Source organism: Poseidonibacter ostreae (assembly GCF_009208075.1).
Classification (GTDB): Bacteria; Campylobacterota; Campylobacteria; order Campylobacterales; family Arcobacteraceae; genus Poseidonibacter; species Poseidonibacter ostreae.
In genome coordinates, this window is the sequence record NZ_WFKJ01000046.1 from 1 (window position 1) to 24,063 (window position 24,063).

The 24,063-nt window shown below is 26.6% G+C and carries 25 protein-coding genes; 15 read left to right on the top strand and 10 right to left on the bottom strand.

Annotated elements, in window-relative coordinates:
• On the top strand, nt 1-987 hold a 987-nt coding region (locus GBG18_RS12500; RefSeq protein ID WP_226898707.1), incomplete at its 5' end, for a hypothetical protein.
• Between the two features lie 16 nt (nt 988-1,003).
• On the opposite strand, the gene GBG18_RS12505 is transcribed toward GBG18_RS12500, so the two are convergent.
• The gene (locus GBG18_RS12505; protein WP_152191548.1) at nt 1,004-2,002 is read right to left on the bottom strand and encodes a GGDEF domain-containing protein; all 999 of its coding nucleotides are present in this window, start codon (nt 2,000-2,002) and stop codon (nt 1,004-1,006) included.
• A gap of 66 nt (nt 2,003-2,068) precedes the next feature.
• Between GBG18_RS12505 and GBG18_RS12510 the strand changes: the two genes are divergently transcribed.
• Genes GBG18_RS12510 through GBG18_RS12525 form a run of 4 tightly spaced genes read left to right on the top strand, consistent with a single transcriptional unit; the run spans nt 2,069 to nt 7,249 of the window.
• Nucleotides 2,069-2,995 carry a D-2-hydroxyacid dehydrogenase gene (locus tag GBG18_RS12510; protein WP_152191549.1) on the top strand — a complete coding sequence of 309 codons (927 nt, stop codon included), beginning with the start codon at nt 2,069-2,071 and terminating at the stop codon, nt 2,993-2,995.
• 46 nt (nt 2,996-3,041) lie between these two features.
• Nucleotides 3,042-3,800: a response regulator transcription factor gene (locus GBG18_RS12515; protein WP_152191551.1), complete on the top strand. Its 759-nt coding sequence runs from the start codon at nt 3,042-3,044 to the stop codon at nt 3,798-3,800.
• A 13-nt stretch (nt 3,801-3,813) separates the two neighbouring features.
• Nucleotides 3,814-5,934 carry a CHASE domain-containing protein gene (locus GBG18_RS12520; RefSeq protein ID WP_152191553.1) on the top strand — a complete coding sequence of 707 codons (2,121 nt, stop codon included), beginning with the start codon at nt 3,814-3,816 and terminating at the stop codon, nt 5,932-5,934.
• Nucleotides 5,924-7,249, top strand: a complete 1,326-nt coding sequence (locus GBG18_RS12525) for a GGDEF domain-containing response regulator (protein ID WP_152191555.1) — start codon at nt 5,924-5,926, stop codon at nt 7,247-7,249. Before GBG18_RS12520 ends, GBG18_RS12525 begins: the two co-directional genes overlap by 11 nt.
• Here GBG18_RS12525 and GBG18_RS12530 read toward each other — a convergent pair.
• The 4 genes from GBG18_RS12530 to GBG18_RS12545 form a co-directional block, all read right to left on the bottom strand.
• Nucleotides 7,242-8,906: a GMC family oxidoreductase gene (locus tag GBG18_RS12530; RefSeq protein ID WP_152191557.1), complete on the bottom strand. Its 1,665-nt coding sequence runs from the start codon at nt 8,904-8,906 to the stop codon at nt 7,242-7,244. The genes GBG18_RS12525 and GBG18_RS12530 overlap by 8 nt on opposite strands.
• On the bottom strand, nt 8,903-9,397 hold the full coding sequence (locus GBG18_RS12535; RefSeq protein WP_152191559.1) for a gluconate 2-dehydrogenase subunit 3 family protein: 495 nt from the start codon (nt 9,395-9,397) through the stop codon (nt 8,903-8,905). The genes GBG18_RS12530 and GBG18_RS12535 overlap by 4 nt, the downstream gene beginning before the upstream one ends.
• Before the next feature lie 109 nt (nt 9,398-9,506).
• A complete protein-coding gene (locus GBG18_RS12540) occupies nt 9,507-10,766 on the bottom strand; it encodes an OmpA family protein (protein ID WP_226896418.1) in 1,260 nt (419 codons plus the stop codon).
• Nucleotides 10,767-10,770: 4 nt separating this feature from the next.
• Nucleotides 10,771-11,991 (bottom strand): MotA/TolQ/ExbB proton channel family protein, encoded by a 1,221-nt coding sequence (locus GBG18_RS12545; RefSeq protein WP_152191561.1) that lies wholly within the window; start codon nt 11,989-11,991, stop codon nt 10,771-10,773.
• A gap of 132 nt (nt 11,992-12,123) precedes the next feature.
• Between GBG18_RS12545 and GBG18_RS12550 the strand changes: the two genes are divergently transcribed.
• The 3 genes from GBG18_RS12550 to GBG18_RS12560 are packed head-to-tail and all read left to right on the top strand — an operon-like array spanning nt 12,124 to nt 14,303.
• Nucleotides 12,124-12,987: a thymidylate synthase gene (locus GBG18_RS12550; protein WP_152191563.1), complete on the top strand. Its 864-nt coding sequence runs from the start codon at nt 12,124-12,126 to the stop codon at nt 12,985-12,987.
• 12 nt (nt 12,988-12,999) lie between these two features.
• Complete coding sequence (locus tag GBG18_RS12555) at nt 13,000-13,503, top strand: dihydrofolate reductase (RefSeq protein WP_152191564.1); 504 nt, start codon at nt 13,000-13,002, stop codon at nt 13,501-13,503.
• Between the two features lie 2 nt (nt 13,504-13,505).
• Nucleotides 13,506-14,303: a class I SAM-dependent methyltransferase gene (locus tag GBG18_RS12560; RefSeq protein WP_152191565.1), complete on the top strand. Its 798-nt coding sequence runs from the start codon at nt 13,506-13,508 to the stop codon at nt 14,301-14,303.
• On the opposite strand, the gene GBG18_RS12565 is transcribed toward GBG18_RS12560, so the two are convergent.
• From GBG18_RS12565 to GBG18_RS12580, 4 genes are all read right to left on the bottom strand, one after another.
• Nucleotides 14,300-14,863: an HPP family protein gene (locus GBG18_RS12565; protein ID WP_152191566.1), complete on the bottom strand. Its 564-nt coding sequence runs from the start codon at nt 14,861-14,863 to the stop codon at nt 14,300-14,302. The genes GBG18_RS12560 and GBG18_RS12565 overlap by 4 nt on opposite strands.
• Nucleotides 14,864-14,983: 120 nt before the next feature.
• The gene (locus tag GBG18_RS12570) at nt 14,984-15,211 is read right to left on the bottom strand and encodes a hypothetical protein (RefSeq protein WP_152191567.1); all 228 of its coding nucleotides are present in this window, start codon (nt 15,209-15,211) and stop codon (nt 14,984-14,986) included.
• A gap of 141 nt (nt 15,212-15,352) precedes the next feature.
• The gene (locus GBG18_RS12575; RefSeq protein WP_152191568.1) at nt 15,353-16,462 is read right to left on the bottom strand and encodes a glycosyltransferase; all 1,110 of its coding nucleotides are present in this window, start codon (nt 16,460-16,462) and stop codon (nt 15,353-15,355) included.
• 69 nt (nt 16,463-16,531) lie between these two features.
• A complete protein-coding gene (locus GBG18_RS12580) occupies nt 16,532-17,410 on the bottom strand; it encodes a DMT family transporter (RefSeq protein WP_152191570.1) in 879 nt (292 codons plus the stop codon).
• A 149-nt stretch (nt 17,411-17,559) separates the two neighbouring features.
• On the opposite strand from GBG18_RS12580, the gene GBG18_RS12585 reads away from it, so the two are divergent.
• The 7 genes from GBG18_RS12585 to GBG18_RS12615 are packed head-to-tail and all read left to right on the top strand — an operon-like array spanning nt 17,560 to nt 22,613.
• Nucleotides 17,560-18,300, top strand: a complete 741-nt coding sequence (locus GBG18_RS12585; protein WP_193311145.1) for an amino acid ABC transporter ATP-binding protein — start codon at nt 17,560-17,562, stop codon at nt 18,298-18,300.
• 37 nt (nt 18,301-18,337) lie between these two features.
• Nucleotides 18,338-19,174 carry a transporter substrate-binding domain-containing protein gene (locus GBG18_RS12590; protein ID WP_152191572.1) on the top strand — a complete coding sequence of 279 codons (837 nt, stop codon included), beginning with the start codon at nt 18,338-18,340 and terminating at the stop codon, nt 19,172-19,174.
• 3 nt (nt 19,175-19,177) lie between these two features.
• Nucleotides 19,178-20,143 (top strand): amino acid ABC transporter permease, encoded by a 966-nt coding sequence (locus GBG18_RS12595; protein ID WP_152191573.1) that lies wholly within the window; start codon nt 19,178-19,180, stop codon nt 20,141-20,143.
• Nucleotides 20,144-20,782, top strand: a complete 639-nt coding sequence (locus GBG18_RS12600; RefSeq protein WP_152191574.1) for a MarC family protein — start codon at nt 20,144-20,146, stop codon at nt 20,780-20,782. It begins immediately after the preceding gene.
• Entirely contained in the window at nt 20,782-21,399 is a 618-nt protein-coding gene (locus tag GBG18_RS12605) for a LysE/ArgO family amino acid transporter (RefSeq protein WP_152191575.1), read from the top strand. Before GBG18_RS12600 ends, GBG18_RS12605 begins: the two co-directional genes overlap by 1 nt.
• Before the next feature lie 29 nt (nt 21,400-21,428).
• On the top strand, nt 21,429-22,202 hold the full coding sequence (locus tag GBG18_RS12610) for an NUDIX hydrolase (protein WP_152191576.1): 774 nt from the start codon (nt 21,429-21,431) through the stop codon (nt 22,200-22,202).
• A gap of 27 nt (nt 22,203-22,229) precedes the next feature.
• Nucleotides 22,230-22,613 (top strand): RidA family protein, encoded by a 384-nt coding sequence (locus tag GBG18_RS12615; RefSeq protein ID WP_152191577.1) that lies wholly within the window; start codon nt 22,230-22,232, stop codon nt 22,611-22,613.
• An 18-nt stretch (nt 22,614-22,631) separates the two neighbouring features.
• Here GBG18_RS12615 and GBG18_RS12620 read toward each other — a convergent pair.
• Nucleotides 22,632-24,063 (bottom strand): OmpA family protein (locus GBG18_RS12620; RefSeq protein WP_152191579.1); only part of this gene is annotated, 1,432 nt, incomplete at its 5' end.

Here is a 24,063-nt window from a genome sequence, read left to right on the forward strand (position 1 = left end):
AGGATTAAAATGAATTATAAAAGTTCTATTGATAAATTTATAGAAATATTTAAACGATCAAACTTGAGTATTTCTAAATTTGCATCATTAATTAACAAAGATAGAAGAACCGTTACTTCGTGGATTGACAATGTTACTGATATAGAACCAAGTAATGAGATAAAAGATAAAATCTGTAGTATTTTTAGATATCCTGATTATATATGGGAAGAGGGTTGTAATAGTGATGAGTTTTTAAAATCAATTACTCAAATACCACAAAAAGAAGTTCGAATTATTGATGAAGACTATTATGGGCGACTAAAATACATAATGGAATTAGAACAAAATAGAAGATTTGTCATTCAAGCACAATTTCCTGGACCTATGTATAGAGATACTGCTGTACAAGAAGTGTACAGAACAAAGACTAGTAAAGATATAGAAGAATTAAAATTAGCAAGAATTGATCAAATGCTTAGATATGATTATGATACTACTGAATGGTATTCAATTAAATCTGTTTTATCATTCTGTTTTGCAAGTATTGGAAACTTTTATTCTAAAGAAGAGAAGATCAAAATTCTTGAACTAATATATGAACTTTTTAATAATAACTATAATAAAAAACTTTTTCTTTTTGATAGTTTCTCAAGAAAAATATATGGAATGGAAACAACATATATATCTATTAATGTAAAGCAAAAAATACTTTTTTTCAAATCTCCAATTGAATCTGTATTTATTGAAATTAGAAATAAAAATTTAGTTGAAAGAATGCATAAGTATTATAGCTCACCAATAGAAGCACCCTCACATGTTAATTTTTTAGAATCAGTAAAGATTATTAAGATTTTACAAGATGCATTAAAATATAACAATACTTTAGTTCAAGCTTATGAGATTATTAATAGAACTACTGATTATGGTGAACTTTTTTATCATAATTTATCTATAGATTTACAAAAAGAAGTTAGTGCTCCAAAACCAGGTCAAAGAAGAAATTAGAATATAAAAAATAAAATCAATATATGATTTTATTTTTTCCACTAGCTTTAGCTTTATACATCTTTTTATCTGCTAGGTTATAAATATCTTCCCATGAATCATAAGAAGAGTCAAACTCTTCTATTCCTATACTATAAGTAACATTATATTTTTCGTTTTTGAAAAAATCATTTGTATTTGCCATTATTCTTTTTGCTAATTGTAAGGAGCTATGAATAGGGGAGTTAAGACAAATTATTCCAAACTCTTCTCCTCCAATTCTTGATATAAAATCTACATCTTTTCTACATGTTTGTTTTAAAATTGTTCCTACTTCTTTTAGAACATAATCACCTTTTGCATGTCCATATTTATCATTTATCTCTTTGAAGTCATCTAAATCTAAAAATATTAATGAGGCTTTGTTAAAGTTTCTTTTTGATTGAATAAATACTTGATTACATTTTTCACAAAAGAATCTTCTATTATATAAGTTTGTCAAAGGATCAATTTCAGAAAGTTCTAAAAGTTTACGAATCATCTTTTTATTTTCATTTTCTAATATAATTCTTTGATATTCAAGTTCAATTCTTTTAGAAAAAATTAGAGCAATATCTTCAATCTCTTTTGGTAATTTTCTTATTTTTTCTGAAAATATTGCAAGGTGACCAATACATTCATTTTTCTTATTATTTATTGGAATACCGTAGAAACTCTCAAATGTTGTATCTTGAGCCTTTGGAAAGTCTATATTAACTGATTTAGTAATTTGAATAATCTTATTATCATAAATTAATTTACAAGGAGTGTCTTCAAGTAAGAAGTTTTCCGGAGATTCACTATTTGTTGAGTATAAAATTTTAACTTTTGTCGTTGGATTAGAATCTATTGCTTCTGTAATAAAAACTAAATTTGCATTAAATAAAACTTTTAATTCATCACAAATGATTTTAAGATACTCTTCTCCTAAACATGAAGATGTAACTTGGATTATTGATTTTAATGTTTTATATGGATCAATATTATAAGTAATCAAATTAAATCCTTTTTTTAAGAATAACTTATTAATATAAAGAAATAGTTTAAGAAGTAAAGGAAAAATATGAAAATAGTAATTTTAGATAGAGCAACCTTAGGCTTTGATGTTGATGTATCTATTTTTGATACTTTAGGTGATGTTATATCTTATGATATGACGACTAAAGATGAAACTAAGCATAGAGTAAAAGATGCTGATATTATTATCACAAATAAAGTTGTAATATCAAAAGAGCATATGGATAATTCAAATATAAAACTTATTTGTATTAGTGCTACTGGAATGAATAATGTAGATTTAGAGTATGCAAAACAAAAAAGTATTGAAGTGAAAAATGTAGCTGGATACTCAAGCTCTTCCGTCTCACAAGTAGCTTTTGGAATGATATTTCATTTTATTCAAAAACTAAACTATTATAAGTCTTATGTTGATGAAGGTAATTGGCAGAAATCAGAAATATTTACACATATAGATAAACCTTTTTTTGAACTTGATGGGAAAAAAGTAGGGGTTATAGGTCTTGGTGATATTGGTTTGTCTTTTGCTAAAAGAGCCAAGGCTTTTGACTGTGAAGTTGTATATTATTCTACAAGTGGAAAAAACTCTAATAGTGAATTTAAAAGAGTTGAACTAGAAGAATTACTTAAAAATAGTGATATTATCTCTATACATTGCCCTCTAAATAAACAAACAGAGGATTTACTTAATTATGAAAATATGAAGAGTATGAAAGATGGAGCGATTTTATTAAACCTAGGACGTGGTGGAATTATAAACGAAGAGGATTTGGCAAAACTAATAGATGAAAAAGAGATTTATTGTGGTATTGATGTAGTAAATAAAGAACCAATTGAAGAATCAAATCCTTTATTAAAAGTAAAAAATAAAGATAGATTACTTTTAACTCCACATATTGGATGGGCAAGTATTGAATCTAGAACTAGACTTATAAAAATGCTTGTAAAAAATATTGAAGAGTTTATAAAGTAAAACTTGCTAAGATAATATAATATTAGTGTAAATAGTAGGAATTAAAATGAAAGAATTGTTATCTGAAATTAACTTGTTGTATGTAGAAGATGATGATTTAATACGTCCAGCTTTGCAAAGAGTTTTAGAACGAAGAGTAAAAAACTTATATGTTGCAGAAAATGGAGCTGAGGGGTATGAAAAATTCTTAGAGTTTTCTCCTGATATAATACTTACAGATATTAAAATGCCAGTTATGGATGGTATTGAAATGTCAAAAAAAATTAAAGTAAAAAATCCTAATGCCTCTATAATAATGGCTTCAGCACATAGTGAATCAGCACTATTATTAGAGTGTATAGAAATAGGAATAAATGACTATTTATTAAAACCAATACAAAAAGATAAACTACTTGATATGCTTTTAACTAATATAAAATCAATTTTATTCAATAGAGAAAATATTAGACATCAGAAGCTATTACAAACAGTAATAGATTTGCAAGCTAGTATAATTTTTTCCTATGATCAATCAAGAAAAACACTATTTACAAATAAACTCTTTTTAGATTTTTTTAATAAAGAGAGTTTAAGTAATGGCAAGTTAATGTTTGAAGAGTTAAGAAATAGTAAAAATGTTACTTTACTTGATATAAAAGAAGATATTTCTTGGATTGATTATATGTTTTTATATCCAGAAAAAGATTTCCGTATTTCGATTAATAAAAATAATATTGATATAATTTTTATTGTTAAAACAAAAGAAATAATTCAAGATGATGGGAAAAAGATATTTGTTATAACATTAGTAGAATTAAAAATTTAAAATAGGCATAAAAATGAATAGTAAAAAAGTAATCTTAACTCCTTTAATTTTAATAATATTTTTTTTAGGTTTAGTCTTTTCTATTTTTATCTATTTATTTATCGCAGATACAGAAAATAAATCTAATCAAATAAAATTTAGTAACTTATTAGAAAGAGAACTTTTATCTATAGAAAAAGAGCTTAAATTAAATGTTAATGTTTTGTCTTCTTTAAAAAGCTATCATAAAACAATAAGTATTCCAACTAGAAGTAGTTTTAATGTTTTTGCAAAAAGCCTAATAAAAGATAAAAAAAGTATTCAAGCTGTATCTTGGGTTCCTCTTGTAAATGAAGAGAATAGAGAAGAGTTTGAAAAAAGTAGAACAAAAGATTTAGGTTTCAAAATTTATATAAAAGAGAAAACTAATGCTGGAAAAATAATAAGAGCAAAAAGTAAAAATGAGTATTTTCCTGTAGATTTTTTAGTTCCATTAATTGGAAATAAAGAAGCAGTTGGTTTTGATTTATCTTCTAATAAAACTAGATTTGATACATTAAACTTAGCAAGACAAACAAATAAAATGCTAGCAACAGGAAGAATAAAACTAGTTCAAGAAAAAGGTAATAGATTTGCTTTTCTAGTTTTAATGCCAGTTTTTAATGATATTACATCTTCTTTAGAAGGTTTTTATACAGGTGTATTTAGAATTGAGCCATTAATAAAAAATGCTTTAAAAAACACATATACAGACTCTTCTATGTTAAATATAAGATTAATAGATACAACAAATAATGTATCAAAAGTTTTATATACAAATAGTGATACTAATTTTGTTTCTAAAAAATCAATTAATGTAAATATTTTAGGTAGAACTTGGACTTTAGAATCTGAGCCTGCTGAAAAGTTTATTAATACAAATAGTTCATATCTATCAAATATTTTATTTTTTCTTTGTTTATTTATTACGTTTTTAATTAGCTATATTCTAATTATAAAGAATAAAGACAATCATCTTTCAGCAAAGAAACTTGAAGAATTACTTTTTATGTTTGATAAAAAAGTTATTGCTTCTCGTACTAATAAAAAAGGAATTATAACATACGCTACAAAAGCATTTTGTGATATAAGTGGGTATTCAAAAGAAGAGTTATTAGGACAAAACCATAGAATAATAAAGCATCCTGATACAGATGAAAAAGTTTATAAACAGTTGTGGGAAACTATATCAAAAGGTGAAATATATACAGGTGAAATTAAAAATAAAAAGAAAGATGGAAGTTTTTATTATGTTAATATTACAATTTTTCCTGAAAAGAATCATAAACAAGAAATTGCAGGATATTTTGCAATAAGAGAAGATATAACTGCAAAAAAAGAAGTCGAAGCATTTAATAATACTCTTTCTCTAAAAGTTGAGCAAGAAGTACTTGAAAATATTAAAAAAGATAAACTTTTATTACAACAATCGAAATTAGCAGCAATGGGTGAAATGATAGGTGCTATTGCACATCAATGGAGACAACCTTTAAATACTCTTGCAATTAAATTACAATTTATAGTTGATGATTATGAGGATGGATTAGTTAATAAAAAGTATTTAGAACTACATTCAGCCGAGAGTATGAGTTTAGTTAATTTTATGTCAAAAACTATTGATGACTTTAGAAACTTTTTTAGTATTGACAAAATAAAAAGTACTTTTGATATTAAAACTAAGATTTTAGAGACAACAAATATTTTGTCTTCACAATTATCAAATTATAAAATAAAAACTGAAATTATTGGGGATAGTTTTATTTTCCATGGTCATGCAAGTGAATTTCAACAAGTAATTTTAAATATTGTAAATAACGCAAAAGATGTTTTAGTTGAACAAAAAACAGAAGCTGGAATTATTAATATTAATATTAAAAGTGATGATGAGTATGGGTATATAATTATTAGTGACAATGCAGGTGGGATAAAAGATTCAGTATATGAACGAATTTTTGAACCATATTTTACTACGAAAGAACAAGGCAAGGGAACAGGCTTAGGTTTATATATGTCAAAAATGATTATAGAAGATAATATGCAAGGAAGTTTAACTGCAAAAAATAATGAAAATGGAGCTGAATTTATGATTAAATTCAATATTAAAAATGAAAAATAATTATATTAAAGAACTAAATTTATTATATGTTGAAGATGACCAATCTATCAGAGAGATATTATCTCTAAAATTAGAAAGGTTAGTTAAAAATTTACATATTGCAATAGATGGAGAAGATGGATACTCTAAATTTGTTAAGCATAAACCAGATTTAATTTTAACTGATATTACAATGCCAAAATTAAATGGTATTGAAATGACACAAAAGATTAGAGAGGTTAATTCAGATATCCCTATTATAGTTATTTCTGCACACACTGATGTAGATTTTTTTATTGATTCAATAAATTGCGGAGTTACTGCATATTTACTTAAACCTATAAATAAAAATAAACTTTTAGACTCTTTAGAACTTAATGCAAAAAATATATACTTAAATAAAATAAATAGCTTGCAACAAAAGAAAATTCAAGAGCAACAAAGTATTCTTCAAAATATTATTGATTCACAAGAAAATATTTCATTTGTTACTGATTTTAATAAATTATCTTTTGTAAACTTAGCTTTTTTAAACTTTTTTGATGTTAGTAGTATTGAGAAGTTTGAAGAAAAATTTGAAAGAGTTGAAGATATTTTTATGCAAAATAGTGATTATGTTCATAAAAAAATAGTTAGTAATTACTCTAATATTGATAAATCATCTTTTAGAAAAAACTTTTTTAATGAGGTAAATAATTTAAATGATGAAAAAAAAGTCGTTTTAATAAAGAGTAAAGATAATGAACAGAAATCTTTTTATTTAACAATATCATTACTTGATACTAATAAAGAACTATATTTATTAAATTTAACAGATATTACAAGTATAAAAAATGAGCGGTTTTTAATAGAAAAAAAAGCATATCATGATGGTTTAACAAACTTATATAATAGACATAAATTTGATGAACTATTTGAAAAAGAGCTTTCAAGAGTAAAAAGATATGAACATCCTTTATCTATGGCAATTTTAGATATTGATCACTTTAAAGTATTTAATGATAAGTATGGACATTTAAAAGGTGATGAGATTTTAATAAAAATAGCAAATAGTTTAAAACCACAATTAAGAAAAACAGATATTTTTGCAAGATGGGGAGGAGAAGAGTTTGTTATATTGTTTATAGAAACAACTCTAGAAAATGCAGTGCAATGTTCAAATAATATAAGAAAAAATATAGAAAATATAAAACATGATTTAGATACTAAAGTTACGGTTAGTTTTGGAGTTTGTGAATATAAAGATAATGATACTCCTGATAGTTTTTTTCAAAGATGTGATAAAGCATTATATAGTGCAAAAGAAAAAGGTAGAAATAGAGTTGAGTCTAGTTAATTAAACTCTTATAATTATCTTTAATATAATCAGCAACTCTAAAAGAGTTTGCATAAATTGTAAAAGTAAAAGGAACAGAGCCTCCTGTTGGCATAAAACTTCCATCTGTTACAAAAAGGTTTTTAACTTCATGGGCTTGGCAATATTTGTTTAATACAGAAGTTTTAGGATTATTTCCAAACCTACACCCACCTGCTTGTAAGTTTGAAGATGGAAGTGCATCAATATTACTTTGAATATCTTTTGCACCCATTTGTTTTAAAAGTTTAACTGCTTTTTTTGCTAAAAAATTTGATACTTCTAAATCATGTTTAATTGTTCCAATTCTTATATTTGCAACAGGAATACCGTATTTATCTTTGTACTTTTCATCAACGCTTACAAAAGAGTTATCATTTGGTGTCCAATCTGCAAATACTTCCATATTCAAAGTTTTTGCTTTTGTAAAAGATGTATGAAGTTTATCTTGTAGTTCTTTTCCAATTAAAAGTTTACTTGAATCCTTTTCATCCCACTTAAAAAAGTTTGCTCTTCTTATTGGGTTTGCATGTTCAAAAACCATTTCAACCATTCCACCTTTAAACTTTTTTGTAAAATAAAAATCTTTTATTGCTCTATTTACAAAAAGTCCAGGAGTCATTAACTCTTTTAAAGGCATTGACCTTTCATCAAATCTTCCAGTAACTATTCCACCACTTGATGAGAGTAGATTCTTACCTACATTTAAAGAGTTATTTGCAAGACCATTTGGAAAGTTTACATCTTTAGAATTTAGCAATAATCTTGAAGACTCAACAGCTTGAGCTGCTAAAATAAAAAGCTTTGCGTTTAACTCTTTTTTCTTTCCGTCTTTTGTTAAATATATAGCTTGGGTAATTTTTTTATTTTTATTTGTATTTAATTTAATCACATTTGCATTTGTAATAACGTCTAGATTATTTGTTTTTAGTACTGGCAAAATCAAAGCTTCTCTTGAACTTCCTTTTGCTCCACTAGAACATCCATAAGAGCCACAATAATTAGAATAATAACAAGCACTACGATGCTTAAAATCTTTGCTAATTATTGCTCTAGGAGTTTTTACAATACTAAAGTTTAACTCATTTGATGCATTATCAATTAACTTTGTAATTGGATGTTCTTCTAAGGCTTTAAAAGGAAAGTTTTTAGAGGATCTTGGTTCTTGATGTGCATAATCGCTAACTTCTCCAGATACTCCAATAATTTTTTCAACTTTGTCATAATACAGTTCCATATCATCATAAGATATTGGCCAATCTACAATATTTGAATTTTTTATTTTTCCATACTTAGATGCAAGTTTAAAATCATCAGGTTTTAATCTATAGAAAAACCCACTCATAAAGTTTGAAGAACCACCTATTAAGTTTCCATTATTAAAATCCCAACCCGTATCATAAGTGGGAAATTTAGTCCATTTTTTATCAATATATTCTTCAATGGTATGATATTGTTCTTCTAATTTTGGATTATAAACACTTCTTCTAGTAACTGCAAGCTCATCTTTGGAAAAATCCTCTCTTTTATAAAAATCACCTTTTTCTAAAACACAAACTTTATGTCCTTGTTTTGATAACTCATAAATAATAGGACCAGCTCCTGCTCCACTTCCAATAACACAAATATCATAAATCATAATTTCTTCCCATATCTACGTTTAGCTTTTGGATAACCTATTTTATGATCAATACTTTTCCATCCAATCTCATTTGTATTTCCACCATAAATTGGGTCTGATAGCATAGCTTCTATTCCAAAATATACAAGTTTTGAAAGCCAAGTATTAGCATAATCATTGTCATTTACAATTGAGTAAACTAACTCTTTTTTTTCATTTTTACTTAAATCTAAAAACTTAGGAAAGCTTCTTATAAAACTATTTGTTCCATTTATGATTAGATTTTTATCATAATCTAAAAATGTTTTGTGATTTATTGTAGAGAGTAGGAACTTTAAAGCGTTAAACTCATAAGAGCTTGGCATAGTAGAAGTTTTAGGAAATAGTATCTCATATACTTCTTGTAAAACAATAGCATTATCTTTTGTAACTTTTTTAGCAATTAGAATCTCTTTTTGAAATAAGAGTATTCCAAGAGCTGAAAATTTAATAAAGTTTCTTCTTTTCATAGATTTATTTTGTCTAATAATTTTTGTAAAAATGTTTTCTTTTTACTCTTTTTATCTTTTATTTTTTTTGATAACTCTTTTAATCTTTTAGGTTCAAATAACTGTTCTTTCATTTCTTATCACCTAAAAAGTTTTGAAGCTCTTTTATTGCAGCTTCATTTTTAATTCTAAATTTTATTTCAATTCTTCTTGAATTATCTTTATCTTCAACACCATCTTTATAAATAATATCAGAGTAAGAACGACCACTTGCGTTTACATACTTTTCTAAAAGTGTTTTGTCTGCTATTTTGGAAGTATATAAAAATTGCATAACCTCTAAGGCTCTTTGTTGAGAAAGAGCAAGGTTATCTAAGTAAGATCCATCAGAGTTTGTATGCCCTTCAATTGTAATACTATGTATATATTTTCTGATATTTTCATCATCAAGTAAGGCTTGTAAGTATTTTTTTAAAATTACACTAAGCTCTTGTTTTGATTCTTCTTTTAAAGTATATTTTCCTTGATCAAAAAGAATATTTGAAGAAAAAGTTATAGCTCCACTTTTTTCATCAATATTTATAGATTTTCCTAGTTTTTCTCTAAGTTTTGAAATTACATTTATTTTAATACCAGTTAAGTGTTTGATTTTTACTTTTGTTATATCAAACTCTTCTACAAGTTTTTGATGAATTTTACTTTGTGTTAGAATTTTTTCTTCAAGCATTAGCAATTCTTCATCTTTTAATGAAATTATATTTTCTTGATTTTTAACTTTTGTTGAAAGCTCTTCTTTTATATCATTTTGTTCTTTTTCTTTTAATTCATAATCAAACAATAAAGCTTTTAGTTTCTCTATCTCTTCAATATTGAAATTTATTTGTTCTTCTTTTGCTAATAGCGCGTTTTTTTCATCTTCAAGATTTTGATTTAGAAGTTTGATACTATTTTCTTTATCTTCTAAAATTGCAGTTATCTTTTCAATTTGTTCTATTGATAGTTCTAAGTTTTTATTTTTTGTTTCTAACTCTTTACTTAATTTTTGAGCTAATATTTTTTCTTCTTCTAATTGTAGTTTTGTTTCATTAAACATATTTTTTGACTTTACTAATTCAAATGATAAGTGAACTTTCTCTTCTTGAATTTTCTTTAATTGGCTATTTACACTAGTAAGTTTTTTCTTTTTATTTAAAAGCTCTTCTTCACTTAAATTTAAAGCTTCTTTTTGCTCTTCTAGATTTGTTTTAATTGCTTTTAAATCAGTTTGAGCATAAAGATATTTTATAATTATTGCACCAATTACGAGAATAAATACAAAAAGTAATCCAGCCATTAAATCTGCATAAGATATCCAAAAATTTTCTTCATTACTTTGTTTTTTATCATACATAGTATTACTTTTGCATCTCTTTGAATTCTTTTAAATCTTCTATGATTTTGGCAGTTTCTTCATCAATTGCTTCTAAAGAATTTTCTAGTTTATTTGAAAACTTAGTATCATATTCATCTAGTTCTTTATTAAATCTCCAACCAATTCTATCCATTTCATTTTTCATCGTCTCAATACTTTTTACAATATTTTCATAAATAAGTTCTAGATTTTTTGAACTTATATTTTTTAAGGCTTCATTTAACTCTTTTACATTATTGTTTAAAAGCTTTGTATATTCACTATGAATCTCTTTTTCTTCACTAAAGTTCTCTATTTTTGCTTGAATATTTGTATTTAATGTATCAACTATAGAAGCTAGTTTTTCACTATTTGCTATATTATCATTTACTTTAGAAGATAAAGTTAACTCTTTATCTAAGATATTTTCTAATAAATCAGCTCTTTTTTGTATGGAACTATTAATATTATCAAGTACATCTTTTGATGTTAACTGCTCAAAAATATGTGTCATTTTCGCAAAGTTCTCTATATTGCTTTTTATATTAATTGACTCAATATCTATTTTTGTCCAAAAGAAAGATTTGGTATTTTCTACAATTACAAAGCAATCATGCTCAAACCTACTCATTCCAAATTTCTCAAAAAAAGTCCACCAAATTGAAAGGAATATTCCATATATAGATACATAAAAGGCAGTTCCAACGCCACCTAAGAGTAATGTGATTTCTTCTTCTAAAGCACTTGAAGTTCCAGAAGAAAAATCAGGCATAGAAAAAGCTATAGATATAAAAGTTCCTAGAATTCCTAGAGTTGGAAATATCCCTGATGCAATTGATGAAAAGTTTGTATTTCTAATATTACTTGTAAAATCTTTTAAAAAATCATCTGCACTACCATTTGCTTTAGTAGTATCTCCAATTGTTAAAAGATTCTTGTTTATATACTCTTTTAAGTAAAAAACTAGTTCTTCATAAGAAGTTCTAAATTTACAAGAAACATAATAAGCATTATGTCTAATAAAAAACAGATAAATAAAATATATAAAGCCTATTAAAATCACACTATGCACTTCAACTTTTAATGGAAAGTGTCCTAAATAGCCTAATATAATAATAGCAAATAGTATAGTTGGTACTGTAAGTAATGTAAAAATTCTAGCTTTTGATTTACATGATGTGTTGACTTTTGTATTTAAGTCAATAAAGTCTTGGTTAGTTAACATAAAATTTACCTTATGATAATGAGTTGTTTCATAATAATATCTTTTAGCATATTACAATATGATAAAAGATTTTATTTAAAAATGGTAAAATGTCAAATAGAAAACCCAAGCGAAGTGAAATAAGGAAAGCAATTGAAAGAATATTTAGATTTATTAGACCACATCTTAATAAAAGGTGTAAAGAAAGAAGATAGAACAGGTACTGGAACTACATCAGTTTTTGGATACCAGATGAGGTTTGATTTATCAAAAGGCTTTCCTTTAGTAACTACTAAAAAAACATTTTTAAAAGCGATTATTTCTGAGCTTTTATGGTTTATTGAAGGTAGTACGGATGAGAGAAGATTAGCAGAGATTAATTATGGTGATAAGGCTTCTAATTTAATAGGTAAAAAAACAGTATGGACTGCAAATGCAGATGCACAAGGTAAAGACTTAGGTTATGTAAATACTGATACTGTAAAAGAATTAGGTCCTGTATATGGAGCTCAATGGAGATCATGGATGGGTACAGATGGAAAGAGTGTTGACCAATTAAGTGAGTTAATTAATCAAATTAAAACAAATCCCGATTCAAGAAGAATGATTCTTTCAGCTTGGAACGTAGGTGAGTTAGAAAAGATGGCTCTTCCTCCTTGTCATACATTCTTCCAATTTTATGTAGCAAATGGAAAATTATCTTGTCAGTTATATCAAAGATCTGCAGATGTATTTTTAGGTGTTCCTTTTAATATCGCATCTTATGCATTATTAACTATGATGATTGCGCAAGTATGTGATTTAGAAGCTGGAGATTTTGTACATACATTTGGAGATGCACATATATACTCAAATCATTATGAACAAGTAAATTTACAACTTTCACGAAAACCATTTGCCTTGCCAACTATGAAAATTAATCCTTTGATTAAAAATATAGAAGATTTTAAAATGAGTGATTTTGAATTAGTTGGATATGAATCTCACGAATCAATTAAAGCTGTTATGGCTGTATAAGGAAATAATATAATGAAAATATCAATGATAGTTGCTTATGGAAAAAATTGGGAAATTGGTTTAAACAATAAAATGTTATGGCACATAAGTGAAGATTTTAAAAACTTTAAAACAATCACAAGTGGGCATCATATTTTAATGGGAAGAAAAACTTTTGAATCTATTGGAAAACCACTTCCTAATAGAACATCCCTTGTATTATCAAACTCTGGCTTTGAACATGAAGGCGTACATACTTTTAGTGATGTTCAAGAAGCCTTTAATTTTGCAAGACAATCTGCTGAAGAAGAACTATTTATAATTGGTGGTGCAAATATATATGAAACATTATTTCCTTATGTAGATAAGATGTATTTATCTGAAGTAGATTTTGAAGGTGTTGCTGATGCTTTTTTAAAGCCTATTGATTTCTCAACATGGGATTTAATAGAAGAGAAAGCATATGATGAAATACTTGAACATGGAAAAGTAAAATCTCCTGCTTGGAAATTTAAAGTTTGGGTTAAAAAAGATTAATTATGAAATATGAGGATATTGACTTTAATAAACTTTATGTAGAACAAAAACAGCTTACTTCTTTTAAAGCAAAAGGTAAAGATGCTTGGGATGAAAAAGCACCTTTTATGAATAAAAAAGTTCATCAATCAATTTATAATGAACAGTTTTTAAGTTTACTAGATTTAAATGATATTAATAGTGTTTTAGATGTTGGATGTGGAGTTGGAAATTTATCACTTAGACTTGCAAAAAGTATAAAAGAAGTAAATAGTTTAGATTACTCTTCTGTGATGTTAGAAATACTTCAAGAAAATGCAAAGCAAAGAGATATAAAAAATATAAATATTATAAATAAATCTTGGTATGATTCATGGGATGAGGTACCGTTTGCTGATTTAGTAATTGCATCTCGTTCTATGGAAGTAAAGAATATGAAAGAAGCTTTACTAAAATTAAATGAAAAGGCTAATAAAAAAGTAGCTCTAACATATAAAAAAGGTGGCTCTTTTGTAAGTGAAGAGATTTTGGAAGTTTTACAAAGAGAGATTATTAGAAAACCTGATTATATATATCTTGTTAATATTTTATATTCACTTGGAATAAATGCAAGTGTAAACTTTATACAAAGTGAGGGAAGAAGTACTATTTATACTTCAAAAGAAAAATTTATAGAAAGTATTTCTTGGAGTATAGATGGATTAAGCTCTGATGAGATTACTAGATTAGAAAAATATTATGATTCTTTAGATAAAAGTAAAAAAGAAGAGAAAGATTTTGCTTATTGGGCTGTAATTTCTTGGGATAAGAAAACTTTTTAGTCATCACTTAACCATTTGTTTTTATACTCTTTAAAAGATAGTGGATAAGATCTATGTTTTGGGATATTATTTACAAGTAATGCAATTATTAATAAAATAAAAGCTCCTGATGCTACAGGTACTAATACATATAAAAATCCTAAATCATGAATTTGCTTACTTCCAATTACAGCAATTAGTGCAGTAGCTCCTCCTGGAGGATGTAAAGTAAGAGTTAACTGCATAACTAAAATAGCACTTGCAACTGCAAAAGCTGAACAAAATAATATATTTCCTGAAAATAATTTAAAAGAAGCTACACCAATAATTGCTGATAAAATATGTCCACCCACTAAGTTTCTAGGTTGTGCAAGAGGTGAGTTTACTGCTCCATATATAAGTACTGCACTAGCACCAAATGAGGCTATTACTAAAGTCAAGTCTTTGTCATTTAGAATATCTTGATGAAAATATGAAATAGCTAGTATTCCTAAAAATGAAGCTATCCAAGACCAGATAATATTAGATTTTTCAATAGGTTCAGAATTTACTTTTTTAAATTGTTGTAGAAACTTTTTCATTAAAATACTCTCTTCTTTAAATTAAAAAAATATTATCGTAATTTTTAAGTTTAGATTATGATTTGAGTCAAAATTATAAGAATAGAGTAGAAAAGGGAGTATCTACTCTATTTGTGTTAATTATTTTAAATTATTTTTCGCATATTGTCTTACTTGCTTATTGCTGTCGTGTGTTAAAAGTCTTAAAACTTTTGAAGAAGTTTTAGGATCTTTTGCAATAACCGTTCTTACATTTAGTGAAGCACTGTTAGTTAAATAATCTTCTGTAAGATTATTGAATTTGTCTCCAGCATATGCTGTACTAAATATTAATAACGAAAACAAAATAGATTTGAAAGATCTTTTCATTTTTTATCCTTTTTTTAAATTTGTAGAGGAAGTATAATTAAATAGGACAATTATTGTCTTGATTTAAATCAATATAAGATAGAAATTGTCCTATTTAAAGAAAATTTAATAAAAAGGGATAATTATAAGAGGAATTTCCTCTTATAAAATATTTAATTGATGAGCTAAATCATCAGCTATTCGTTTATAGTTTCTAACTGAAAGAAGTCTACCTTGTCCTTCAAGTCCAACTTGTGTTACTTCATCTTTTGTTAATCCTAAGATATAGTCAAGTTTCTCTTTTATATCTTCTTTTGAAAAATTACTCATCCATGCACTTGTATCATTTTGAAAAATTGATTCATTATTTTCATTTTTTGTCATAATACATGGAACTGCTGAAGAATAATAATCTAAAACTTTCATTGGTGTTGAAGAATTAAATAGTTCAATATCAGGTAGTAAGGCAAGACCAATATCTGCTTTTGCAATAAGTGCTAAAAGTTCATCTTTTGTTTTTGCATTATATACTTCTATATGGTCTTTTATATTTGAATACTTTTCAAGTAAGTTTTGAGTATATTCAGGGTCTTTTGAAGAAATCATAATCTTATATGTTCCATCTGATAATTCTGAAAATGCATCTAAAATAGTTTCAAATTCTCTTAGTTTATCTAAAGTTCCTGCATAGAAAAATCTTTTTTCAACACCTTCATGTTGAATATTTTTTGTCATAATATCAGGATCAATTCCTGATGGAATAACAAATGTTCTTGTCTTAACTTTTTTTAGATAATCATCTCTCATTTTTCTAGATGTTGGCAAGAAAATATCACAATCATTTATAAGGCTTGTTTCTCCATATAATTTGATTTTATTGTTAATTACATCTAAAAAACTAGTTTTATTGTTTGCTTCATCTTTTTGAAGTTTTGCAATTCTTTTTGGATAAGATAATCTAAATGCAACTTTATAGTTAAATTTTTCTCTTTTTTGGATAACTTCTTTTAAAATATCAGTATCATTTCTTACAGCTACAAAATCATAGTCTGCTAGACTTATATTATTTTCTTCCAATATTGATAGTGTATTTGTTTTTTTGTCATGAGGAATAATAAACTTATTATCATAACTTTCAAAATTGGTTTTAGTTTTAGAAAAATAGATAATATTTATTTCATAATGTGCAGTTAGATACTTTTCAAAAAGTGGGCCAATAAAACTATGTTCTTTGTGCTCAAGTTGGTCTGTAATATATAGAAATTTACTCATTTAATGCTCCTAAATAAAATGTATAATCATATTATCTATTTAAAGTAGCATTAAAAAAGCAAGTTTTAACTATGGTTTTTTCTTAAATTGTAACTCTGCTATTAATGTTGCAAATATGATTAAAACTGCACCACCTATTTGAATACTTGTAAGTATCTCTCCACCAGCTATATATCCATAAATAGATGCACTAACAGGCTCCATAGTAAATATTACAGCTGTCTTTGTTGCAGTTGTAAATTGTTGCATATACGTTTGTATTAAAAAAGCATAAACTGTTGCAAATACTGCTGTAACAATCACAGCTTTAAAGAAAGTATAATCATAAGTTAAATTAAATGTTGTAGTATCTAAAGAGAGTGAAAAAACAAGAGATAAAACAGTTACTGTGATTAATTGAAATAAAACTAGTAAATATACATTTACTTCTTTTGAATATTTTCCTGTAAAAATTATATGTAAAGCAAAAAGAAAAGCACATATAAGTGTTAAAAACTCTCCAAATCCTAAAGTTAATTCCCCAGACATCGTAAGTAAATATAAACCAAAAACAGCAACTAATGAAGCTATAAATACATTTCTTCTTACATTTTCTTTAAATATAAAAAAAGCTAAGAAAGGAACACAAATCACGTTAAGACCTGTGATAAAAGCAACTATTGAACTTTTTGTATAGGCCAAACCAAAGGTTTGAGTAGCAAAGGCTGAAAATAAAAAGGTACCTAATAATATACCGTAAAGTACAGTTTTTTTATTAATCTGTTTTAAATATTTAAATGCAATAAAAAACATCAAAATAGTAGCAAGTCCGAATCTAAAGAATAAAAAAGAGTAAACAGGAGTTGACTCTATAGCTTCTTGAACCATTAAAAAAGTAACACCCCAAGCAATAGCAACAGTTAAAAGTAATAGGTCTGCTCTGTATTCATATAGTTTTGCTTTTGTCATATATATTATGTCCTTAAAATTAAAATCGGATTATATCACAGAATAATAAATAGTTTAATTGTAAATTGATTATGTAAAAATTACAACTTAATTGTATTTTAAATAAGTTTTCAGTAATATTTAAGCTTGATTCTAGAAAGTGAGTACTAATGAACGAAAATATAATTTCTATGACTAAAATTGATAAGTATTATGATGACTTTCACGTTTTGAAAAATATTGATTTTTCAGTAAAAAAAGGTGAGATTGTTGTTGTATGTGGACCGTCAGGTTCTGGGAAGTCAACATTAATTAGATGTATTAATGGACTTGAAGATATTGATGAGGGAACTATTTTAGTTGATGGTATTGATATTCATGCAAGTAAAAAGAATTTAAAAGAAATAAGAAGTGAAGTTGGAATGGTATTTCAACACTTTAATCTTTTTCCACATTTAACAATATTAGAAAATATCACACTTGCTCAAAATCTTGTAAAGAAAAGATCAAATGATGAAGCTGTTGAAATTGCCAAAGAGTTACTTGAAAAAGTTAAACTAAGTGATAAAGCAGATTCATACCCAAGTGACTTATCAGGTGGACAAAAACAAAGAGTTGCAATTGCAAGATCACTTGCTATGAAGCCAAAAGTTATACTTTTTGATGAGCCAACATCAGCACTAGATCCTGAAACAATTGGTGATGTTTTATCAGTTATGAAAGATTTAGCCCAAGAGAATTTTACAATTGTTTGTGTAACACATGAAATGGGTTTTGCAAAAGAAGTAGGAGATAGGATTGTGTTTATGGATGCAGGTACAATTGTAGAAGAAAATACTCCAGAAGAGTTTTTCAATAATCCAAAAAGTGATAGAGCACAGAAATTTTTAAAAGAAATTTTAACGCACTAAGAAATAAATCAAATTCAACTTAAAAAAAAGGAAAAACATGAGAAATTTAGTTAAAAAGTTTTTAGTAGCAGTATTTGCTATTAGTACATTGTTTGTTGCAAATTCATCAGCTGATGATATTGAGTTATGGAAGAAATCAACTCTTAATCAAATCTTACAAAGAGGTGAGTTAAGAGTTGGTATGGAACCTGGTTACATGCCTTTTGAAATGAAAGACAAAAAAGGTCGAATCATAGGTTATGATGTTGATATGGCTAAGAAAATGGCTAAAGAAATGGGTGTTAAATTAAAATTAGTTCCTACTTCTTGGGATGGAATTATTGCAGGTTTAGTAACTGGTAAATATGACATTATTATGTCAGGTATGACTATTACTCAACAAAGAAACTTAAAAATTAACTTTGCAAACCCTTATGTTGTTGTTGGACAAACAATGATGATTAGAAAAGAATTAGCTGGAACAATTAAAAGTGCTGCTGATTTAGATAAACCTGAATATACAGTAGTTACAAAACTAGGTGTTACTGGTGAAATCGCTACTAAAAAATTCTTTAAAAAAGCAAAAATTGTTACTTTTGAAACAGAATCTGATGCAGCTTCTGAAGTTTTAAATGGAAAAGCTGATGCAATGGTTTATGATCAACCATACAATATCTTATTTATGTCAAATAAGGGTAAAGGTAAATTAGTACATTTAGATGCTCCATTAACTTATGAGCCTTTAGGTTGGGCTATTAGAAAAGGTGATCCTGATTTCTTAAACTGGTTAAATAACTTTTTAAGACAAATTAAAGAAGATAAAGTAGTTGGTTTCTATGATGACTTAAATGAAAAATGGTTAAGAGATACTTCTTGGCTAAAAAGAGTTCAATAGCAAATGGCTAAAAAACAAGCTTTAAGTCAAAATAAAACACTAGGGCATTTTATTGCCTTAGTGTTTTTTATAGCAGTTGGATATTTTTTCTATGCAGCAGCAGCAAACATGAACTATGTTTGGAAATGGAATAGTGTTCCAAAATATTTTGCATATGAAGAAACAACATCAATAGAAGCCTTAGTAGATGGAAAACTAGTATTAGAAAATGATAAATACTTTATTCAAGGTGATGAAAAAGTAGAAATCGAAAATTTAAATAGTAGTTTTTCATTTGATTATGAAGTAGGTGAAGATGTTTATGAAGGTGATATAATTGCCACAAAAGCTGAAATGAGAGCAGGACCTGTTTTATCAGGTCTTTGGGTTACATTAAAAATATCATTTTTTGCTATGATTTTAACAATTATTATTGGAATAGTAGTTGCACTAATGAAACTATCTTCAATGGTTTTCTTAAGAGATATTGCAACTGTTTATATTACAATTGTAAGAGGAACACCACTGCTTGTTCAAATATTTTTATTCTATTTTATAGTTGCAAATATTTTTGAACTTGAAAGATTTGTAGCTGGTATTTTATCTTTAGGAATTTTCTTTGGTGCTTACATGGCTGAAATTTTAAGAGGAGCTATTCAATCAATTGACAAAGGTCAACTTGAAGCTGCTAAATCTCTTGGTATTTCAAACTTTCAAGCTATGAGACATATTATTTTACCACAAGCGTTTAAGCGTGCTTTACCAACACTTGTTGGTGAAACAATTGCACTTGTAAAAGATTCATCTTTAGTATCTGTTATTTCAATTACAGACCTTACAAAAGTAGGTAAAGAGATTGTTGCAAATACTTTCTCTCCTTTTGAAACATGGATTGTAATTGCACTTTTATACTTATGTATTACTTCAATCTTAAGTTATATTGGACATATACTAGAAAAAAGAATGGCTGCAAAAGGCGGGATGTCCTAGGTGGAGAATTTTTTCTCTACCTTTTTACAACAAGGTATAACATTTTTTGCAATTATGGATCCTATTGGAATTAGTGCAATTGCATTATCTTTACTTAATAACAACATCACAAAAGATCAAATAAATAAAGTAGCTAAAAAATCTACAATAACAGTAATAATCGCATTTTTTGTAGTTTTGATTACAGGTGATTTTATCTTAAAACTATTTGGAATTGGTGAACATTCTTTAAAAGTAATGGGTGGAATAATCTTACTTTTAATGGCAATTTCTATGGTAAATGGAAGTGCAACAGATAAAAAACCTACAAAAGAAGAAGGTAAAGACTTAGAAAATCATGATGATTTATCTGTAATTCCTATTGGAATTCCTATTGCTTTTGGAACTGGTATTTTTACTACTATTATCATTTTTAAGCATCAAGCAGAAGGATATACAGACTTAATATCAATTACACTAGCATTTTTAGTTAATGCTGCACTTTTTTATATAGTATTAAAAAATTCTATTTATATTAAAAAGTATTTAGGTATTACAGGACAAAATATAATTACTAAACTTATGGGACTTATTGTTGGAGCAATTTCAATTCAGTTTATAGTTTCTGGTGTTATAAACCTAGCTAAGATGTATTTATAATGTTGTTAGAAGTACTTTTTAAAGGTTTTGTAGTAACTTTTTCATTAATTGTTGCGATTGGTGCTCAAAATGCATATATTTTGAAACTTGGACTACTAAAACAATATGTAGGTATTGCTGTTGCTTTATGTATTTTATTTGATACTTTACTTATAACTGCTGGTGTTTACGGACTTGGTTTTTTTATTCAAGGTAATCAACTACTGATAAATATTATTGCAATAATTGGAATTTTATTCTTATGTTTTTACTCTTTTATGTCTTTTAAGTCAGCATTTAAAAATGAAAGTTTAGAAATTGATGGAAAGAGTAAAACTAATCCTTTAAAACAAGTTATTGGAATGCTTTTAGTTTTTACTTTTTTAAATCCTCATACTTATTTAGATACAGTTTTATTAATAGGTGGAATTGGAGCAAATATTCAAAGCGATTTAAAAATATATTTCTTACTTGGAGCAATTAGTGGCTCTGCTACTTGGTTTACACTTTTAGGTTTTGGAGCAAGATTTTTAATTCCATTATTTAAAAAACCAATTACTTGGAAAATTCTTGATATTTCAATTGGAATTATTATGTTATTAATCTCTTATAGTTTAATAGATTTAATTAAATATTAGCTAGTATAATTATTTAAAGGTAAAATATTATGAATAATACTAGTGTAGAAACAATAGGCTGTTTTAAAACAATTTTAGACCCGTATAATGGTCTTACAATTGACCAAGTATCTTTGCCAGATTCTAAACAAGAATTTGAAATTAATTTAGATTATTTGATAGAAGAGTGTGAATATAAAAGAAATCTTGTATGGATTTATATTGATATAAAACGATCAGATTTTATACCAATTGCTATAAAAAGAGGTTTTAATTTTCACTCATGTGAAGAAAACTATGTCTTAATAGTTAAAAGACTGATTAAAAATGCAATTATTCCAACAGCTGCTAATCATACTTTAGGAGTGGGTGCTGTTGTTATTCATGAAAATAAACTTTTAGTAATAAAAGAAAGAGTTTCTAATTTAGGATTTAAACTTCCAGGTGGTCATATAGATAATAGTGAAATGATTTCAACAGCACTTGTTCGTGAAGTAAAAGAAGAAACGGGAATTGATGTAGAGTTTGAATCTATAATATCTTTGGGGCATTTTTATCCACATCAATTCCATAAATCAAATCTTTATATTTTATGTATAGCAAAGGCTAAATCTTTTGAAATTAATATTGAAGATACAGCAGAAATTATAGAAGCAAAATGGATGGATATTGATAAATATCTTGAAGATGAGAATGTTTTAGCTTATTCAAAAGCAGTTGTAATAGCTGCAATAGAATACAAAGGTTTTACTAGAGCAAATCATCAAACACTAACTCACATAAACAAAGATTTTGAGTTGTTCTTTCCAAAAGAAATTAAATAAATCAAATTAAAATAAAAAAGGAATAAAATGAAAGAAATAATATCAACACAAAAAGCTCCAGGAGCAATTGGACCATACAATCAAGCAACAGCATTAGCTAACTTAGTATTTACATCAGGACAAATCCCTTTAATCCCAGAAACAATGGAATTAGTTGAAGGTGGAATAAAAGAGCAATCAAAAGTTGTAATGGATAATTTAAAAGCAGTTTTAGAAGAAGCTGGGTCTTCTTATGAAAATGTATTAAAAACTACTTGTTATTTATCTGATATGGATAACTTTGCAAGCTTTAATGAAGTATATGCACAATATTTTGAAGCTGAAACTGCACCAGCACGTGCAACAGTTGCAGTTAAAACTTTACCTAAAAATGTTTTAGTTGAAGTTGACGCAATCGCTTTTAAAAACTAGAGATTTTTTCTCTAGTTTTTAATACTGACATCTATTATTTAGAAATCTTTTTTTCGCATCCATACAATCCATTTCTTCTTTTGAAATTCTTATAAACTGTGTACTAGATACTGAACCGCTTGCCCATTTAGTTCGAGCATTAAAATCATTAGTATTTCCTTGAATAAAGGCATTTATTTCACCTCCATTTTTCCAATCCATTAATAGTTTTTGACTTTTATTATTGTATTCCCAAGCTATATCTTTTTCTCTATCTACTTTTCCACTTTGAAAAAACTCTGCTGCATAAGCTGTATTATTTGCATATAATTTGATATATAAATGGTATTGATCATATGTTCTTTTATTATCAATCATTTTATAATAACCCACAAATGAGTTTTTATTTGCATATTTAACATCAACAGGTTTTGCAAAGTTGGCATTGTTAATTAAATCTACATTTAATCCACCAGCTTTTACAATATGAGCTTCTACTCTTCTATTTTGATATTTTCCACTCTTAGTTTTATTTGATGCAATTGGAGCTAATTCTCCATATCCTACAGAATAAATTCTATTTTGATTGATACCATATTTTAGTAGTTCTTTTCTAACAGAGGCAGCTCTTTTTTCTGAAAGCTTTTGGTTATAAGTCTCTTTTCCAACTGAGTCTGTATGACCTTGGATTTCAACTTTATAATCATTGTTTTTTAAATATTTTGCAAGCTCTTTAATTTGAGGGTAATATTGTTTTTTTACATAACTTGAACCTGAATTAAAATTAACATTAAAGTTGTAAACACCTGAAGACCAATTGTTATTTTTAATATTTAACTCATCGGTAATTTTGTCTAAAATAGTGTTAAGTTTATTTCCATCTTCAGCTGCAAAATAAACACCCTTGCCTGCAACTAATTGCTTTAATTGATATTCAATAGTTGAGTTTACAGAATAACCTATAACAAAAATATTTAGTCTATCTCCAAATATATTTTTAAGTTTTTGTGCTTCATTAACTGGATTTCCACCACAAGATTCTTCACCATCACTTAAAATTACAATATTGATATTTTTATCAATATCTTGCATAATCTGTCCAGTTTTTCTAATTGCAGCTGCAAGTGGAGTTTTTCCTCCTGCACTTATTGTTTGTGTTCTTGTAACTATTTTACTAAAATTATTATTGCTAGGTTCGACTAAAAGTTTTGAGCTGTAACAGCCATTTGAGAAGTTAACTAATCCTGCATTTGTCTTAGAAGGGTCTAGTTTTGTTGAGATATCTTTTATAATATCTTTTGCAGCATCCATTTTAACAAGACCATATCTATCTTTTTCATTCATACTTCCTGAACTATCAAGTATCATCATAAATACATCTTTATCTGATGTATACTTTTTATTAAAATCCTCAAATGGATTTAATTTTTTCAATTCATTAAGATTGATGTTTGCACAACCTGTAAACAAC

Bases quoted from the DNA above. Each gene is read 5' to 3' on its own strand.
- GBG18_RS12535 (WP_152191559.1), bottom strand. From the start codon at position 9,397: ATGAAAAGAAGAAACTTTATTAAATTTTCAGCTCTTGGAATACTCTTA.
- GBG18_RS12595 (WP_152191573.1), top strand. From the start codon at position 19,178: ATGGCTAAAAAACAAGCTTTAAGTCAAAATAAAACACTAGGGCATTTT.
- GBG18_RS12530 (WP_152191557.1), bottom strand. From the start codon at position 8,906: ATGATTTATGATATTTGTGTTATTGGAAGTGGAGCAGGAGCTGGTCCT.
- GBG18_RS12580 (WP_152191570.1), bottom strand. From the start codon at position 17,410: ATGACAAAAGCAAAACTATATGAATACAGAGCAGACCTATTACTTTTA.
- GBG18_RS12555 (WP_152191564.1), top strand. From the start codon at position 13,000: ATGAAAATATCAATGATAGTTGCTTATGGAAAAAATTGGGAAATTGGT.
- GBG18_RS12540 (WP_226896418.1), bottom strand. From the start codon at position 10,766: ATGTATGATAAAAAACAAAGTAATGAAGAAAATTTTTGGATATCTTAT.
- GBG18_RS12615 (WP_152191577.1), top strand. From the start codon at position 22,230: ATGAAAGAAATAATATCAACACAAAAAGCTCCAGGAGCAATTGGACCA.
- GBG18_RS12520 (WP_152191553.1), top strand. From the start codon at position 3,814: ATGAATAGTAAAAAAGTAATCTTAACTCCTTTAATTTTAATAATATTT.
- GBG18_RS12605 (WP_152191575.1), top strand. From the start codon at position 20,782: ATGTTGTTAGAAGTACTTTTTAAAGGTTTTGTAGTAACTTTTTCATTA.
- GBG18_RS12510 (WP_152191549.1), top strand. From the start codon at position 2,069: ATGAAAATAGTAATTTTAGATAGAGCAACCTTAGGCTTTGATGTTGAT.
- GBG18_RS12570 (WP_152191567.1), bottom strand. From the start codon at position 15,211: ATGAAAAGATCTTTCAAATCTATTTTGTTTTCGTTATTAATATTTAGT.
- GBG18_RS12585 (WP_193311145.1), top strand. From the start codon at position 17,560: ATGAACGAAAATATAATTTCTATGACTAAAATTGATAAGTATTATGAT.
- GBG18_RS12565 (WP_152191566.1), bottom strand. From the start codon at position 14,863: ATGAAAAAGTTTCTACAACAATTTAAAAAAGTAAATTCTGAACCTATT.
- GBG18_RS12590 (WP_152191572.1), top strand. From the start codon at position 18,338: ATGAGAAATTTAGTTAAAAAGTTTTTAGTAGCAGTATTTGCTATTAGT.
- GBG18_RS12545 (WP_152191561.1), bottom strand. From the start codon at position 11,991: ATGTTAACTAACCAAGACTTTATTGACTTAAATACAAAAGTCAACACA.
- GBG18_RS12560 (WP_152191565.1), top strand. From the start codon at position 13,506: ATGAAATATGAGGATATTGACTTTAATAAACTTTATGTAGAACAAAAA.
- GBG18_RS12525 (WP_152191555.1), top strand. From the start codon at position 5,924: ATGAAAAATAATTATATTAAAGAACTAAATTTATTATATGTTGAAGAT.
- GBG18_RS12610 (WP_152191576.1), top strand. From the start codon at position 21,429: ATGAATAATACTAGTGTAGAAACAATAGGCTGTTTTAAAACAATTTTA.
- GBG18_RS12575 (WP_152191568.1), bottom strand. From the start codon at position 16,462: ATGAGTAAATTTCTATATATTACAGACCAACTTGAGCACAAAGAACAT.
- GBG18_RS12515 (WP_152191551.1), top strand. From the start codon at position 3,042: ATGAAAGAATTGTTATCTGAAATTAACTTGTTGTATGTAGAAGATGAT.